Raw genomic sequence first — 16969 nt, 5'->3', positions numbered from 1 at the left:
TTCAGCACTTTAATCACACCGTTCACGCTTCACTCCTCCTCTCCTCATTCTGAATTGACGAAAAAGCGATCAAGCTCGCAGAACAATAGCAATTTGATAACAGGCACACATTTCAGTTTGAAACCGGTTGCTGCAACCGGTTTCAAGATATACTCTGCAACCGGTTTCAAAAAATAAATACAACAGAAACAACCTATAAACGTTAAACAATAAGGTGATAACTCATGGCTACCATCCGAGACTATGCCCAGCTGGCAAAGGACATCTTGTCCCACGTCGGCGGACAAGAGAACATCATTAGTTTTACCCGTTGTGCCACGCGCCTGCGCCTGGTTTTAAAAGAGGTTCCCGATTCTGCTGCCGACCAGATTAAATCCCTGCCCGGTGTCATCACTGTCGTGATCAGTGGCGGTCAGTTTCAGGTCGTTATTGGCACCCACGTTGCCGATGTGTACGAAAGCTTGTCAGGCCTGGTTGACCAGAGCCTGCTGCAAAACAGTGGCAACAAGGTACGTATTTTCGATGCCGTTATCGCATCGATGTCCGCCATCTTTGCCCCAATCATTTTTGTCCTCGCCGCAGCCGGTATCCTGCAGGGCGCGCTGATCGTTACCCGCCATTTTGCACCGGGCGTCAGTGAGAGCGGTACTTTCGCAGTACTGAACTTTATGTCCTGGACACCGTTTGTGTTCCTTCCTGTGTTCATCGCCATGACGGCCGCCAAACATTTTCGCTGTAACCCTTTTATTGCGGTGCTGTGCAGCTGTGCGCTGATCAACCCTTCATGGGGTGAGATCGCCGCCCAAATAGCCAACGGCGAGCTCATCACCTTCTTGTCGATCCCTTTGGCTAAAACCGTATACACCGCTTCCGTGTTACCGCCGATTTTCATGGTGTGGGGCATGTCTTACGTGGAACGCTTTGCCAAACGTGTCATTCCGGCCGTGGTCAGCGAACTGTTCACGCCGCTGGTCTGTATGCTGGTGATGGTCCCTCTGACTCTGATCCTGATTGGTCCGGTGACCAGCGCTGCCGCGAGCGGTATTGCAGCGAGTTATAACTGGCTATTTGATACCTTCCCGCCACTGGCTGCTGCTCTGGTGGGTGGTGTCTGGCAGATGATCGTGGTGTTTGGTGTGCACTGGGGTATTACACCCGTCGTCATTTCCAACTTCGATACCTATGGCCGCGACTCATTCCAGGCCTTCCAGTCAATCGCCGTGATTGCCCAGATGGCCGCTGCATTTGCCGTCGGCTTTAAGTCACGCAATAAACTGTTCAAAACCACCTCGTTTCTCAGCAGGTATTACCGGGATCTTCGGGATTACCGAGCCAGCGCTGTACGGTGTCACGCTACGTCTGAAAAAACCGTTTATGTGCGGTTGTATCGGTGGTGCGATTGGCGCTGTCGTCACCAGCCTGTTTGGCAGCTACTACTACGCTTATGCGGGTCTGCCTGGCCTGCTGACGATTGTCAACGCCATCAGTCCGGAGAACCCGATGTCCTTTATCGGCCTGCTGGCGGGTGTTGCGACTGCAATTGTCGTCACCACCACACTGGTGTACATGATTGGCTTTGAAGATCCTCAGTCTGAATCAGACCCGAAACCAAAAGCACAAACCAGCGAGCCCCAACCTGCTGCGCAACCGGTAGCCAAAGCTCTGACCCTGCTCAGCCCGGCCAACGGTGCCCGCATTGCCCTGAGCTCAGTTAATGATGAAAGCTTTGCGCAGAAACTGCTTGGTGATGGCATTGCCATCGTGCCCAGTGAAGGATTGATCACCGCACCCTGTGACGCAGAAGTCTCTTCAGTTATCGAAAGCCAGCACGCCGTCGGCCTGACCTGTAGCAATGGTGCCGAGCTGCTGATCCATGTTGGCCTCGATACCGTCAATCTCAAAGGACAATACTTTAAAACTCTGGTTAGTGTCGGCCAGAAAGTACGGGCCGGTGATGCCCTGATTGAATTCGACAAACAACCGATTGAACAAGCCGGTTACGATCTCACTACGCCGTTCATTATTCTCAACAGTGACGAGTTTTCACTGCAGTTTCTCGCTGATGACGGCCAGATCACTACCGGTCAACCTATGATTCAAATGTCTTAACAGGAGTAGTTATGAACAACACATTTCCAAACGATTTTCTCTGGGGCGGCGCGGTCGCGGCACACCAGCTGGAAGGTGGCTGGGATCAGGATGGTAAAGGCGTCAGCGTAGTCGATGTACTGACTGCCGGTGCCCATGGCGTACAGCGTCGTATTACCGATGGCGTACAACCGGGTGAGCAGTACCCTAACCAGGTCGCAATTGATTTTTATAACCGTTACCCGCAAGACATTGCCCTGTTTGCCGAAATGGGCTTTAAGTGCTTTCGCACCAGCATCGCCTGGACGCGTATTTTCCCGAATGGTGACGAGGCTGAGCCATGTGAAGCTGGCCTGAAATTCTACGACGACCTGTTTGACGAGCTGCTTAAATATGGTATCGAACCGGTCGTGACCCTGAGCCATTTCGAAATGCCGTATCACCTGGCCAAAGAACACAAAGGCTGGATGAGCCGCAAGGTGATCGATTTCTTCGTCAAGTATTCCATGACCGTGATTGAGCGCTACCAGCACAAGGTCAAATACTGGATGACCTTTAACGAGATTAATAACCAGAAGAACACCTCAGCGGATATCTTCGGCTGGATGTGCTCCGGGGTTAAATTCTCTGAATACGAGCGCCCGGAAGAAGCTATGTATCAGGCGGTACACCACCAGTTTGTCGCCAGTGCCATGGTAGTCAAACAGGCCCACGCGCTCAACCCGAATCTGCAGGTCGGCTGTATGTGCGCTATGGTGCCTTTCTACCCGTTCTCTTCGAAACCGGACGATGTAATGCTGGCCGAAGTCGCGATGCGTGACCGTTATTTCTTCTCGGACGTCATGGTTAAAGGCCATTACCCGTCTTACGCCAAACGCGACTGGGCACTGAAAGGCTATCAGATTGCCATTGAGGAGGGCGATGAAGCCATACTCAAAGAAGGCAAAGCCGATTACATGGGTTTCAGTTACTACATGTCAAACACAGTTGATTCCACCGTGCGTAACTCAAACGGTGAGAGCATGGACGGCAGCAGCGAATTCTCGGTGAAAAACCCGTATGTGAAAGCGAGTGACTGGGGCTGGCAAATTGACCCGGTTGGCCTGCGCTTCTCTCTCGCTTCGCTGTATGAACGCTATGAAGTGCCGCTGTTCATTGTCGAAAACGGCTTTGGCGCCGTGGACACCATCGATGAAAACGGCGAAATCAACGATGACTACCGTATCGATTATCTACGCGAGCACATCCGAGAAATGAAAAAAGCGGTCACCATTGATGGCGTCGATCTGATGGGTTACACCCCTTGGGGCTGTATTGACCTGGTCTCCTTTACCACCGGCGAAATGAAAAAGCGCTACGGCTTTATCTACGTGGATAAGCACAACGACGGCAGTGGTACGCTGGAGCGAATGAAGAAGAAGTCATTCCACTGGTACAAAGAGGTGATTGCTTCCAATGGGGAGACTCTCTAATATTGCTGGCCTGACGCCAAGCCATTTCGCTTGGGGACACAAGCCTTAACCGCAATATGCAATCAGCACCGCCAGAACAGTCAGCCCCCCGCGACGGTTCTGGCTGGTGTTGCACTGATAATGAATGGAAAACACTATGGTGACCATGCTGGACGTAGCCAGACGAGCTGGCGTATCGAAATCGACCGTATCACGTGTGCTGAACGGCAAAAACATCGTGCGTCCCGAAGTCACTCAGGCGGTATTTAGAGCAATAGAAGAGACAGGTTACCGCCCTAACCTGCTGGCCAGACAACTCGCCACGCAAAAGACCCACTTTATCGGTTTTGTCATGACCAACGCGCTGTATAACGGCCCGTATTTCTCCTCTTTGGTCTATCATGCCGCAGCTTTCAGCGAACAACATGGCCACCAGCTGGTGCTGGCCGATGGCAAGCACAGCGCCGAAGATGAACGCAACGCGATTAATTTTCTGCTCGATATGAAATGCGCCGGGATTGTGGTCTATCCGAAATACCTCACCGACAGTGAACTCACGGCAATCATCGAGTCCACCACGACTCCGATTACCGTGCTCAACCGCCACTTGGAGCCTTACAGCGTCACCACCGATCACTATCACAGTGCGGTGATGATGATGGAACATATTCTTCAGCAAGGGCATCGTCGCATCGCATTTATCCGCGGCACTGACGGCTCTGTGACGGGTGAAATCCGTTATCAGGCCTACTGCGATCAACTAGCTCAGCGGGGGCTGACTCTCGAACCGGAGTTAATCGTACAGGGCGACTGGACACCAGAAAGCGGCTTTCTGGCTGCGCAGGAACTCGCCAGCCGCCACACGGATTTCAGCGCCGTCCTGTGCGGCAACGATGACATGGCGCTGGGCGCGATGAAAGCGCTGACCGAGCTGGGTTACACCATTCCAAAAGATGTCTCAATTGCCGGTTTTGATAATATCAAGATGGGCGAATTTGTCACACCGAGCCTGACGTCCGTCAGCGTCCCGCTGGAGCAGATGATTCAAAAGGGTATCCTGCTCGCGTTGGGTGAACATAAGGCCGCCGAAGCACTGAACCTGACCGGCGAGCTCAATATCCGCGCTTCAATTGCCGCACGCTAAGCGCCGATTAAAAATATCAGCCGCAGTGGAAGAGTTTTGCCACTGCAGACATCAATGACTTCCCCGGGCGGAAAAGCTCTGCCACCATCAGACCTCAAAAGCGAAAAAACATAATATTAAATTGATTTGACTGAAATATTTTTCAGGTACGATTTTTGCTTTCATCTGAACATTATTTGTATTGAGAGACCTCTGATGAATTCCAAGCTAACCATAACAGCAAACTTACTGGCTGCCACCTTACTCACCGGATGTGGCGGCGGTGGCGGTGGTGGTTCTTCCTCATCCTCATCTGTGAGTTACTTCAAAGTCGATTTTATTAAACTTTACGCCATGGATTACGACACCACCTCCAGCTGTCAAATCTTCGGCTATGACGACGCCAATGAGCCAACCAAGAAAGTGGTCGGCTATGCGGCAACCTCAGATTCAGATGAATACAGTGTCAGCGTGGTAATTCATAACGCTGATGGTTCGATTGTAAGTACAGCAACCTCATCCGATTGGGGGGCAAGTGGTACCAGCTACCGCTTCCGTCAGTCATCCGTCCCTTCCGACGGTTATGTCAGCTTTATCCGTAAATTCTCAGATAACCAAGACTCCTATCAGGTGACCACGTTCGCAAAAGATCTACTGCCAAGCAGCTTCGATTTGGCTGTGCGTCGTACCACCAGTGCAGGCAGCAGCTGCGTTAAGTCGAATACCACCACCAGTAAAGAGGTGACCTCGTACATTACTAACGAATCAACCACATCACAGTACTACTACGGTTTCAATACCTACAATCAAGACTTATCAGACCTAACCAGCGACTATGCAGAGCTGGGCACCAATACCGGTGGGATTACCTTTACCACGCTGAACGGTAAAAAAGTCATGGCCGTACGCTACGGCAATAACAGCGATACCATCGGCCGCTTACAGGCATATAAAATACTAAGCTTATCTGCCGCTGACAGCTACGACTTCAACAATCCGATCGTGCTAGATGACGTGACCTACAACGATTTAAGCTGGACCGAACCGAGCGTCGACAGCCTGACTGCTGCCAATATGTTTATCTATCAACAAGGCACCGGCGCCCTGCTGTGGCAACCCCTGTCTGACGGCAACGGTGATTATAGCTACAGTGCCGACATCAATGACGACAACTACTTCATCAATATGGCTGGTACGAACGGTAACTGGACGTTTGAGCACACTGAGTTAATGGAAACTCCATCGGTGGGCCAGGATTCATCCAGCTCTATCAGCTCAGTAGATCTGCCAGCAGCACAAAGCTTGTCGATCGATTCATGCAGCTCAGCTGAGCTCGGTACTTGCCTGGTGACCAACGATGACAGCAGCGAACGTAGTGATACCCTTCAGCGTCTGCTGGTCACTGTCTCTTCGAGTGATGTAAGCGCCACCCAGGTGATCTACTCGGCCTACAAGGCGACCGTACCGGTGATGACCTTTAACGACACCATTGATAACCTGTGGTCAGGCGCCACGGCTTCAACCTATGAAATCTCCCTGCTACAAAGCGACGAAAGCGAGCTACAAGAAGCCTTCACTTTCGGCCACCTGAACGCATACCCGCTGACCGACAGCACCTTTAACGAAGTTGACTTTGCCGACCGTCTACCACTCCTCAGCTCGGTGCAGCAACAGGAAGAATACCAGGACACACTGAAATACCTACCACATACCTGGTTGAAGGCCGTGTACTGATTCAGCTGACAGCGCCTGCGGGCGCTGTTTTTTTATTGCGGTTCAGATTGCACTTATATTTGCCACACCAGTGTCAAACTCAATCGCTAACATCACAAAGTCAATCGATGCGCTAGAATGCAAAAGGCCCCGACAGAAACTGCCGGGGCCTTTTTAAATAAATGGCACGCCCTGTAGGATTCGAACCTACGACCACATCCTTAGAAGGGACGTGCTCTATCCAGCTGAGCTAAGGGCGCGCTACAGGGAAAGGATTATACGAGTTCAAATGTGTAAATCAACGGCTTTCACTAACATTCTGTTTCAAATGACTAAAAATTTGTCACTTAGTGGGTAAGCGTTGAAAAACACAACAAAGCAAACGTTTGCTTATGGATGTTATCTCAAATTTCTGCGACAATGCGCGCGAAAATTTTCGCTACGAATGTGTAAAGGAAAGTCATGACCGCTCAAAATATTGATGGGACACTCATTTCTCAAACAGTCCGCTCCGAAGTTGCGGCCCGTGTTAAGGCCCGCACTCAGGCAGGGCTACGCGCTCCCGGACTGGCTGTTGTGTTAGTGGGTGAAGACCCTGCTTCTCAAGTGTATGTCGGCAGCAAACGCCGCGCGTGTGAAGAAGTTGGCTTTGTATCTAAGTCGTATGACTTACCGGCCTCAGCCACTGAAGCCGAGCTGCTAGCCCTGGTTGACCAACTGAACGAAGATCCTGAAATCGACGGTATTCTGGTTCAGCTGCCACTACCAGCCGGAATTGACAGCACACATGTGCTGGAGCGTATTATTCCTGAGAAAGACGTTGATGGTTTCCATCCGTACAACGTGGGCCGTTTAGCGCAACGCATTCCAAAAATTCGCTCTTGTACGCCAAAAGGGATCATTACCCTGCTGGACCGTTACAATATCCCGCTGCGCGGCAAACACGCTGTTGTAGTCGGTGCGTCGAATATCGTTGGCCGTCCAATGACACTGGAACTGCTGCTGGCAGGTTGTACCACCACAACTTGTCACCGCTTCACTAAAGATCTGGAGCACCACGTACGTCAGGCTGACGTTCTGGTTGTCGCAGTGGGTAAACCTAACTTTATTCCGGGCGCCTGGATCAAAGAAGGTGCCGTGGTGATCGATGTCGGTATCAACCGTCTTGATACCGGTAAACTGGTTGGTGATGTGGAATATGATGTTGCGCGCAGCAAAGCCAGCTTCATCACTCCGGTACCGGGCGGTGTTGGTCCGATGACGGTTGCCAGCCTGATTGAAAACACCATGCTGGCGTGTGAGCAGTACCACACCAAATAGGTGTCCTGTGCTAACCGCTAGTGTCTGAGTCGCCGCTGCGGCGATGACAACAGACAAAAAAGAACCCCAGGCATGCTGGGGTTTCTTTTTATCCGGATAAAGGTCAGAGGCGGCTTACAGTGACAAAATCACACCAGCAATTGCCGCACTCATCAGGTTAGCCAGTACACCGGCTGCAATCGCGCGGAAACCGTATTGCGCGATAAAAGGACGGCGTTCAGGAATAAGACTACCCAGGCCGCCAATCAGGATCGCCATACTGGAGATGTTGGCAAAACCACACAGAGCAAAGGTCACGATGGCCTGAGAGTGCACGCTCAGCTGACTCTTCACATCCATCAGCTGGATAAAGGCCACAAACTCGTTCACCACAATCTTGTTACCGATCAGCGAACCAGCCACCATGGCTTCGTTCCATGGCACGCCAATTAACCATGCCAGAGGCGCAAACAGGTAGCCAAGCAGCAGCTCAAAGCTCAGCTGCATGCCGAACAGATCGCCTACCCAGCCTAAAAGGCCATTCAGCATCGCAATAACACTGACAAACGCCAGCAGAGTTGCACCAACGGCAACCGCAATGCGCAGACCAGACATCGCACCATCTGCGACCGCTTCCACCACGTTGGTCGCTTGCGGCATTTCAGGTTTAAGATCTTGTGCCTGAGCCTGCAACGGCTCCTGCTCCGGAACCAGCAGTTTCGCCATCAGCAGACCAGCTGGCGCTGACATAAACGCAGCCGCAATCAGGTAGCCAAGATCCACACCCAGGGACGCGTAGCCGACCAGAGTGCCCCCCGCAACAGAAGCCAGACCACAGGTCATCACCGCAAAGAACTGCGAATCGCTCATCTGTTTCAGGTAAGGTTTAACCACCAGAGGCGCTTCAACCATACCGACGAAAATGTTGGCTGTGGCAGACAAAGATTCCGCGCGGCCAGTGCCCAGCAGTTTCTGAATACCACCACCGATCAGGTTGATGATACGCGGCATCAGGCCAATGTGGTACAAGCCGGAAATCAGCGCCGAGAAGAAAATAATGATACCCAACACGTTGATGGCAAAAACAAAACCGACACTGCCGGTCGCAATCCCACCAAACATAAAGTTGATACCTTCCTGACCATAGTTGATCAGGTTCGATACACTCTGCGTTACTGTATTCAGGGCCTCTTTACCTGCCGGTACGTACAGTACCAGCAGCGCGAACAGAACCTGCAGCGCAAAGGCCAGGCCCACGGTACGCAGCCGAATATTTTTTCTGTCAGTAGAAAGTAACCACGCAATCACCAGAATTGCGCCAACACCAATAAGAGAAGACATACGCCATCCAATCACAAAAGGGAAACAGGAAAGGCGCCGGATTCTATACCAGGAAAACGTGTGCGCAACCGATGTTTGTTAATCAGCTGTAGGCACAGAGTTTTGTTAGACATTAATAAAATTAAGCCATTGATCTGCAATGGCTTAAACGTTTGCCTGCGGATTCTTTTTCTATGCGGAAAAAATGTTTTGAAGGAGAGAAATAGTTTTGCGGATGAGAAACCATTTGGACGGGGAACAATGCAGCGCAGATCGAACCGCCCATCGGGTTACTCTGCCGTCACCGCAACTTAACTTAGATTAACTGAACTAAAGCATTACTCTCAGAGGCGCACATAAGGCGCAAGCCGGGCATCCCAATAACAGGGCTCACCAATACGCTGCTTAAGGAAACTGATGACCGCTGAGGTCTTTTTCGGCAAATGCTTGCGGCTGGGGTAGACTGCATAGAACGGCATATTCTGACACGCCCGCCAGTCCGGCAGCAGCTGAATCAGCTGGCCATTACGGAACTCATCGCGAATCAGATAGGTCGCCAGATAAGCAATGCCCCAACCGGCGACCGCCGCTTCGCGTACCGCTTCGGCCAAATCAACCGAGTAGTTGCCGGCCACCTTAATATTGAGCTGTTGCTCGTCCTGTCGAAAGGCCCAGCTGGTGTAGTCACGTTCCCAGCTACGGTAAATCAGGCAGTTGTGGGTCTGTAAGTCATAAGGCGTCTGCGGGGTATCGTGATGCAGCAAGTATTCCGGAGAAGCGGCCACCACAAACTGACAATCGGCCAGACGGCGGGCAACGTATCCCTCCGGTAAATGCTCATTACTGGTAATCCACAAATCCAGCCCTTCACTGAGCATATCGATCTTGCCATCAAACAGATGCACTTCCACCTTCAGGCTCGGATACAGCTCTGTCAGCTCTTGCAATGCCGGCAGTATATGTAAGCTGCCAAATGACTGGGACAAACCAAGGCGCAGCAGGCCGGAAACTTCCTCACGCTGACTATCGATCTCGCTCTGGGCATCACTGACCAGCGCCACCAGCTGCTCGCTGTGCCGATAAAACGCCTGCCCGGCTTCCGTGACAGTAAAACTGCGCGTGGTGCGCTGCACCAGTTTCATCCCAACCGAAGCCTCAAGCTGAGCCAACTGCTTACTGACATGCGACACCGATACCCCGAGGCTGCGCGCGGCAGCGGTAAAGCTCTGATGTTTAATCAGTGCGGCAAACATCACCATCTGGCTGGCACGTTCGGCTAACACTATGACACCTCAGGCAGCTGATTAGCCGCGAAGAATCGCAAAGACATAACAACCTTTTTAAATAAATAAGGGCTCTGCTGAGCCCTTAAGATGAAACTAAAACTTAATCCGGTCGGCGAGATGGCTGACCGCAAGCGCAAAGTAGTACGAACGGTTCCATTTCATCAACACGTTGTAGTTATTATAAACCAGATAAATACGGCCGCTTTCATCGTCCGGCATGATCAGCCAGGCTTTGATGTCGTTATCGAGTTTTGGCAATGGCTTGCCGTCGTAACGGGTCACGCCCAGTTTGCTCCATTCCTGCAGGAACTTACCTTTGTCGGCTTCACGCCCTTGCAGGTCATGATCAAAACCGTGCGGGATCTTCACCTGGCGGCCCCAGGTAAATTTGTCATCCCAGCCTGAACTGCTCAGATAGTTGGCGGTAGAAGCAAACACATCGGCTTTGGTGCCCCAAATGTCTTTCTTACCGTCGCCGTCGCCGTCAGCGGCAAAAGAGAGGAACGAGCTTGGCATAAACTGGCATTGCCCCATCGCGCCCGCCCAGGAGCCTTTCATTTTATCTGCGCTAATATGGCCCTGTTCGAGGATTTGTAGGGCAGCCATCGCCTCTTTACGGAAAAACTCCTCACGACGTCCTTCGTAAGCCATGGTCGACAAGGCATCAATCACGCTGTAGTTGCCCATATGACGGCCGAAATTACTCTCAACGCCCCACAAAGCAACGATAAAGCGCGGCTGCACACCATATTGCTTACCGATACGCTGCAGCTCATCATAATGCTCATCGTACAATTCCTGCGCCTGTTTGACTTTCCAGTCTGGTACCGCACGCGGAATGTATTCATCCAGAGTCAGTTTTTTCTCCGGCTGATTACGGTCAGCAACCACGGCGCGTGGTTTGTACTCGACGCCGTCAAACGCCTCAGTCAGTATCTGTTCTGAAATACCTTCCTGACGCGCCTGCTGTTTAAGACCTTCGACATACTGTTCAAAGCTGACCTCGTTGGCCAGAAACGGGTGTTGCAAGGGTGAATCCCAGAATAACTGACAGTAATTTTTTCAAGATGCCCTCCCCGAGTCATCCTGCTCAGTGTTTGGCTTGAGCTTTTCGTTGTTTGTGTTGTTCTAACAGGTTCTCTGGCGGTGGCGGCAATTGCAAGAAGAAGCCTTGTTCTTCAAGCGAGGCTTTGACCTTATCCACATTAACCAGAGCGAGCTGGCGTTTTTCCAGATTCACCAGCATAACAAACACAGGTTTACCGAACATCTGCATCAGAGTGTCAGGAACCTGTGAAAAGTCATCGCGTTTCGGAATGTAAAGGTAAGTACCTTCTTTCTTAGAACTTTTGTAGATAGAACAAAGCATGACAAGCCTTTTATTAACTTAATGGCGGTTTTTGTTTATAAATGGTCAACTTTTACCAAAATTGTGCCCAAATCACTCATTTGACCGCAAGACTGCTTGCTGCGTCAATGCGCTGAATATAACATGAGTCACCTAGTCTCAGGCAACGCTCTTTGTCATGCAGCCACGAGTTTATTGAGGTCAACGTTACAATGTCGAATACCCATGACCTGAAAGGTAGCAGTTTTACTTTATCGGTTTTACACCTTTCTGATAATCACATCGCCAGTGCGGTCGATTTTCTGAAACAGAAGGTGTCACAGGCGCCTGCGTTTTTTGCCAATGCACCTGTGGTGCTCAATATTGCCAAAGTCGAACAGGATCTCGACTTTCCGGCCCTGAAACAGGGCATGAGTGAAGCCGGCCTGATCCCGGTCGGTGTGACCGGGTGTAAAGACAAGCGTTGCCAGTTGCAGGCATCAGAGGCCGGGTTTGCAGTGATGACCACCAGCAATAACCCGAATAAAGCGCCGGCAAAAATGGCACCGACAAAAATAGTCCGTACGCCGATCCGATCCGGTCAACAGGTCTATGCTAAAGATGGTGACCTGGTGATCCTTAATCACGTCAGTCCGGGTGCGGAAGTCATTGCCGACGGGTCTATTCATATTCATGGCACACTGCGTGGCCGGGCAATTGCCGGTGCCAGTGGCCAGAAAGAAGCTAAAATTATCTGTCATGATTTACAAGCTGAGCTGGTATCTATCGCGGGTAATTACTGGCTGAGCGATAAAATTGAAAGTGAGTTCTGGCAGAAAAAAGTGATGCTCAGCATGACTGATGACTCACTGCATTTTGAAGTACTCACCATTTAAAAAAATTCGTAAAAAATTCGGAAGGAAAAACTCAAATGGCACGCATCATTGTCGTTACGTCAGGAAAAGGTGGGGTTGGTAAGACCACCTCCAGCGCAGCTATCGCGTCAGGTTTAGCGCTGCAAGGTAAAAAAACCGCGGTAATCGATTTTGATATCGGTCTGCGTAATCTGGATTTGATCATGGGTTGTGAGCGCCGTGTGGTCTACGACTTTGTTAATGTGATCAACGGAGAAGCCACGCTGAATCAGGCGCTGATTAAAGATAAGCGCAACGAGAATCTGTTCATTTTACCGGCTTCCCAAACCCGCGATAAAGATGCACTGAGTAAAGAAGGCGTACAGCGCATTCTTAACGAACTGAAAGAGATGGATTTTGACTTCATCGTGTGTGACTCACCGGCCGGTATTGAGCAAGGTGCTTTGATGGCACTGTATTACGCCGATGAAGCGATTGTGACCACCAACCCGGAAGTCTCATCGGTACGCGACTCTGACCGTATCCTGGGTATTCTGGATTCTAAATCACTGCGTGCTGAACAGGGCCTTGAGCCAGTGAAACAGCATCTGCTGCTGACCCGCTACAGCCCGCTGCGTGTCACCCAGGGTGAAATGCTGTCGGTGCAGGATGTGGAAGAAATTCTGCATGTGCCTCTGGTCGGTGTCATTCCTGAGAGCCAGGCGGTACTGAATGCGTCTAACAAGGGTATTCCGGTCATTTTTGACGATCAGTCAGATGCTGGCCAGGCTTACCAGGACACAGTGTCACGTCTTCTGGGTGAGCAAGTGGAATTCCGTTTCCTGACCGAGCCGAAGAAAGGCATCTTTAAACGACTTTTTGGGGGCTAAACCGTTATGTCATTACTTGAGTTTTTTCGACCACAGAAGAAAACCTCAGCCAACCTTGCCAAAGAGCGTCTGCAGATCATTGTGGCCGAGCGCCGCAGCCAGAATGATCCGGCTCCGAATTATCTGCCGCAGTTGAAAGAAGACATTCTGCAGGTGATTGCCAAATACGTAGCGATTGACCCGAACATGGTCGAGCTGTCGTTTGAACACAAGGGCGACGATCTGGCAGTGCTGGAACTGAACGTTAAGCTACCGGATGACGAGAAGTAAGTGACAAAGAGCCGACCTGAGGTCGGCTCTTGTTTTTCTGCTATCCGGCTCAGCAGTGGTAATGCTCGGCAATATACTGCTCAAACTGCTGGCACAACTGTTCATCAGACTGCTCATTTGACGCAATCTCTTGCGCGCCGTTCACAACCTTAATGGTTGCATTAAGCGATGCCACCTCTGCCCGCTCACGTGCCGCCAGAGCGGCGATCTTGTCCTGCTGCACCTGCCAGGCCTGCTCAGATGATAAATTACACACATCCGCCAGGTACTTGGCATTAAACCCTTCCCCGGTCAGGCTCTTAATCGTGTCATTATGCGACCGACTATTACCGCACTGCCAGTAATGCTCAGCCAGCAACGGACCAATACGCGGATTATCAGTCAGGTAACCCAGTGTTTCGAGGAAGTAGGCGCGGGTCTGATAGACCGCCATGTGCGCCAGCAGATAACCGTGATAGGCACATGCCGATTCATCGGACAACAGATGCGGAATTGCCAGCAGCGGACGCGGGCTGCACCCTAAACCGACAATACGCTGCTCCGTTTCACGCGCCAGTGCAGTGATGCGCTCCGGCGTCAGTTCCGCATCGCTGAGCTCATACAGCGCACGTTCAAAGTACGGCACCAGCAGAATACTGCGCTCCTCATAAGCTTTAAACGGCTGGCGACTGAAGACCATGCTTTTAATCACTTCATCCGGCACCGCTTCACCCTTAGCGTTAAGGGCGTAGGTTTTCAGCCAGTCGGCATCCGTGAGCAGACTGTCGCAGAACATTGACTGGGTTTCCGCATAGGCCATAGAGGTTGGCGCAAACTCCTGAGAAAAACACGGCGCGTTCATTTTGACGTTGGCAAAGTGAGCCGCGTGACCACCTTCATGGAACAAAGTGTTAATACCATCGTAGCCGCTGCCAACCTGATCCGGCTTAGCGTTACTGGTGAAATTCACTTTTGCCGCCACCCAGTTGCCCTGGTCATAAAACGACGGAATCGGCCCGTGGCAAAAGCCGTTGGGATATTTGCCTTTGCGATCGAGCAGATCCAGAGTCAGCTCTGCGCCGGAATAATCAATATTCAAGCGGCCAAACGACTCCACCCAGCGACGCAGGGAACGGGAAAACGGCACGTAAGGGTCCAGCTCACGCATCACATCGCCGGCAAAAGAGAAGATGAAATTATGCCCGCTCAGCGACTGTTCGCCTTTCTCATCTGCCAGGTTATTCAGGCTGCGCAAATGGCTGTCACGGGTACGCTGCTCAAAATCATCCAGGATAGTAAACAGCTGCTCAGTAGTCATTTTTTCTTTCTTCGCCACCGAGTAATCAAAAAAGGTGGCGTAACCCAGACTGCGGGCAAATTCATTGCGCAGCTTCACCAACTCAATGAAGCCATTCTCCAGCAACCACTGCTCCAGACCAAGCAGCGCCTGATGAGCACTTGCACGCACCGCTTCGTTATCATTAGTACGAATGGTTGACGACAGCGTCACGATCGAAGCTTCAACCTGCTCGCCCTGTTCATTACGGTAATAGAGAGGATGCTGCTGCTTTTTCTCAAACAGATCAGACTCAAACTGAATCAACCTGGCTTTAAACTGCTGAGCCGATTGGGACTCCAGCGCATGAGATTCAAACATCGCCAGCCAGCCCTTGAGGCCGGTCAGAGTCTGCTGTTTCAGTTCAGGGTCGGCAATGTTGTGCGCCGCATCAATCTGTGCCCGGATGGTGGTTATCTGCTCACCAGCACTGAGAAACTGGGTCCAGGCGGTTTGTGCCTGAGTCGATCCGTCATGATCATCACTGATCCCCATGTAGGTATCCCAGAAAAAGTCTTCTTTGACCCGATGAAGTTGCAGATAACGATGATTGAGATCGTTGAGATATTGAGTCGCTGTCATTGGATTCCTTTTCAACCTTAACCGCCGTGCCCCGGCCTATACGCCAGCACCGCGCAATAAAGAATAATCAATCGAATCCATATCATAGCACAGTGGGGTCAGTGCTTTGCGATCCGGCAGGCATAACCCGCGATGACAATAACCTGTGCTCTCACATCATTCTCGCTCAATCAAAAAGAAAAAACCGGCCCAGGGCCGGTTTTTCATAAACAATGGAGCGTGAGCGGCTGACCGGTATTAAACCAGAGCCAGTAATTTGTCACCCAGCAACGGCTGTCGCCAGCTTTGCATCAGATCAGGCAGTTTGCCCGGATCTTTATCTTCAAACCAAACCCAGTTCAAAAGCTGGTTGATCTGCTTTTTGGAAGCCAGGAACTCAGCCGCCAGACCTGATGTTTGTGACACATTTTTCACTTCATCTTTAAGCTTTTTGAACAGCTGCTTATAGCCCGGACAATCCATCAGCGGCACGATTTTAGCCGGATACTGATCCGGTGGCGTCTGCTGTGCAGCTTTGACCAGCGTGATGATTTTACTGCTGTGACGACGAATCACATGTGGGTCAATGCCCTCTTCTTCCATCCGTTTCGGACTGCGTAGCGCAAGACGGGCGATGGTCAGCAAATCATTTTCACGAATCACAAAGTTGAGCGCCAAATCGCGTTTAACCGCTTCATTATAACGCCAGGTCGCCAGAGGCTTGAGTACCGCCAGTTCACGCGGTTTAAGTTGCCAGGCACCCTTGATATCCAGGTAGGCACGCTCCGGATCGCTGACGCGAACACGCTTATCCGACAGCAGTTCAGACTCCTGCTGCGCCGCTTCCCACCAGCCTGCTTTCGTCACTCGATCCAGCAACTGCTCATACATCGGCAGCAGATAAAACACATCTGCTGCTGCGTATTCCAGCTGCTTTTGCGACAGCGGGCGGGCCAGCCAGTCAGTACGCGATTCGCTTTTATCCAGTTCAACGCCCAGCAGATCCTGCGCCAGTGCCGCAAAGCCGGTCGACAGACCATAGCCCAGAAACGCGGCCATGATTTGGGTATCAACCATAGGAAACGGCACACAGCCGAAGCTGTTTTTGAACACTTCAATGTCTTCACCACAGGCATGCAGTACTTTCAGTACCGAGGTATCCTGCAGCAGTTCAACAAACGGAGACATCTCGTCCAGCGCCTGCGGGTCAATCAGCGACAGGTTTCTCGCCATCGAACAACTGAATCAGGCCCAGCTGCGGGTAAAAAGTACGGGTGCGGACAAATTCAGTGTCCAGCATCACCACGTCTGCGTCACGTGCCAGGCTGCAGACACGTTGAAGATCATTGAGTTGATTGATTATCTGATAATTCACAAATGGCTCGCTTTAAGGCTCCCTGCTGAAATCGCCCTGACTCCATGGGAATAAAAATGCCGACAAATAAAGTCGGCATTGTAGCACTAAATAGCAG

The 16969-nt window shown here is 51.3% G+C and carries 13 protein-coding genes, 1 tRNA gene and 2 pseudogenes; 9 read left to right on the top strand and 7 right to left on the bottom strand.

Going from position 1 to position 16969, the window contains the following annotated elements; translation table 11 throughout:
- Positions 1-224 precede the first annotated feature (224 nt).
- The 5 genes from ABDK09_12435 to ABDK09_12415 all read left to right on the top strand — a co-directional run bounded on the left by ABDK09_12435 (position 225) and on the right by ABDK09_12415 (position 6396).
- Complete coding sequence (locus tag ABDK09_12435) at positions 225-1580, top strand: PTS transporter subunit EIIC (GenBank protein ID XAW90253.1); 1356 nt, start codon at positions 225-227, stop codon at positions 1578-1580.
- Positions 1501-2109, top strand: a complete 609-nt coding sequence (locus ABDK09_12430; GenBank protein ID XAW90252.1) for a PTS glucose transporter subunit IIA — start codon at positions 1501-1503, stop codon at positions 2107-2109. The genes ABDK09_12435 and ABDK09_12430 overlap by 80 nt, the downstream gene beginning before the upstream one ends.
- 11 nt (positions 2110-2120) lie before the next feature.
- On the top strand, positions 2121-3560 hold the full coding sequence (locus ABDK09_12425) for a 6-phospho-beta-glucosidase (protein XAW90251.1): 1440 nt from the start codon (positions 2121-2123) through the stop codon (positions 3558-3560).
- A 136-nt stretch (positions 3561-3696) separates the two neighbouring features.
- Positions 3697-4683, top strand: a complete 987-nt coding sequence (locus tag ABDK09_12420; GenBank protein ID XAW90735.1) for a LacI family DNA-binding transcriptional regulator — start codon at positions 3697-3699, stop codon at positions 4681-4683.
- 195 nt (positions 4684-4878) lie between these two features.
- A complete protein-coding gene (locus ABDK09_12415) occupies positions 4879-6396 on the top strand; it encodes a hypothetical protein (protein ID XAW90250.1) in 1518 nt (505 codons plus the stop codon).
- 162 nt (positions 6397-6558) lie between these two features.
- Here ABDK09_12415 and ABDK09_12410 read toward each other — a convergent pair.
- Positions 6559-6635 (bottom strand) — tRNA-Arg (locus ABDK09_12410).
- 202 nt (positions 6636-6837) lie between these two features.
- On the opposite strand from ABDK09_12410, the gene folD reads away from it, so the two are divergent.
- Positions 6838-7695, top strand: coding sequence for a bifunctional methylenetetrahydrofolate dehydrogenase/methenyltetrahydrofolate cyclohydrolase FolD (folD, locus tag ABDK09_12405; protein XAW90249.1), 858 nt, complete (start codon positions 6838-6840; stop codon positions 7693-7695).
- 114 nt (positions 7696-7809) lie between these two features.
- On the opposite strand, the gene ABDK09_12400 is transcribed toward folD, so the two are convergent.
- The 4 genes and pseudogenes from ABDK09_12400 to ABDK09_12385 all read right to left on the bottom strand — a co-directional run bounded on the left by ABDK09_12400 (position 7810) and on the right by ABDK09_12385 (position 11649).
- On the bottom strand, positions 7810-9015 hold the full coding sequence (locus ABDK09_12400) for a NupC/NupG family nucleoside CNT transporter (GenBank protein XAW90248.1): 1206 nt from the start codon (positions 9013-9015) through the stop codon (positions 7810-7812).
- A gap of 323 nt (positions 9016-9338) precedes the next feature.
- On the bottom strand, positions 9339-10277 hold the full coding sequence (locus tag ABDK09_12395) for a LysR family transcriptional regulator (protein ID XAW90247.1): 939 nt from the start codon (positions 10275-10277) through the stop codon (positions 9339-9341).
- Between the two features lie 96 nt (positions 10278-10373).
- Positions 10374-11346: pseudogene (locus ABDK09_12390) on the bottom strand (lytic murein transglycosylase).
- A gap of 24 nt (positions 11347-11370) precedes the next feature.
- Positions 11371-11649 carry a YcgL domain-containing protein gene (locus ABDK09_12385; GenBank protein ID XAW90246.1) on the bottom strand — a complete coding sequence of 93 codons (279 nt, stop codon included), beginning with the start codon at positions 11647-11649 and terminating at the stop codon, positions 11371-11373.
- Between the two features lie 191 nt (positions 11650-11840).
- Between ABDK09_12385 and minC the strand changes: the two genes are divergently transcribed.
- Genes minC through minE form a run of 3 tightly spaced genes read left to right on the top strand, consistent with a single transcriptional unit; the run spans position 11841 to position 13621 of the window.
- Positions 11841-12503, top strand: coding sequence for a septum site-determining protein MinC (minC, locus tag ABDK09_12380; GenBank protein XAW90245.1), 663 nt, complete (start codon positions 11841-11843; stop codon positions 12501-12503).
- A 35-nt stretch (positions 12504-12538) separates the two neighbouring features.
- Entirely contained in the window at positions 12539-13351 is an 813-nt protein-coding gene (minD, locus tag ABDK09_12375) for a septum site-determining protein MinD (protein XAW90244.1), read from the top strand.
- Between the two features lie 6 nt (positions 13352-13357).
- Positions 13358-13621, top strand: coding sequence for a cell division topological specificity factor MinE (gene minE, locus ABDK09_12370; GenBank protein ID XAW90243.1), 264 nt, complete (start codon positions 13358-13360; stop codon positions 13619-13621).
- A gap of 49 nt (positions 13622-13670) precedes the next feature.
- Here the strand turns inward: minE and ABDK09_12365 are convergent, their stop codons facing one another.
- Together ABDK09_12365 and rnd are read right to left on the bottom strand one after the other, a co-directional pair.
- Complete coding sequence (locus ABDK09_12365; GenBank protein ID XAW90242.1) at positions 13671-15518, bottom strand: M3 family metallopeptidase; 1848 nt, start codon at positions 15516-15518, stop codon at positions 13671-13673.
- Between the two features lie 237 nt (positions 15519-15755).
- A pseudogene (gene rnd, locus ABDK09_12360) lies at positions 15756-16872 on the bottom strand (ribonuclease D).
- Positions 16873-16969: the final 97 nt, after the last annotated feature.

The sequence above is a fragment of the Vibrio sp. CDRSL-10 TSBA genome (assembly GCA_039696685.1).
Taxonomy (GTDB): domain Bacteria; phylum Pseudomonadota; class Gammaproteobacteria; order Enterobacterales; family Vibrionaceae; genus Vibrio.
The sequence above is the reverse complement of the archived record's forward strand: the minus strand, read 5'-3'. Positions and strand labels throughout refer to the sequence as shown.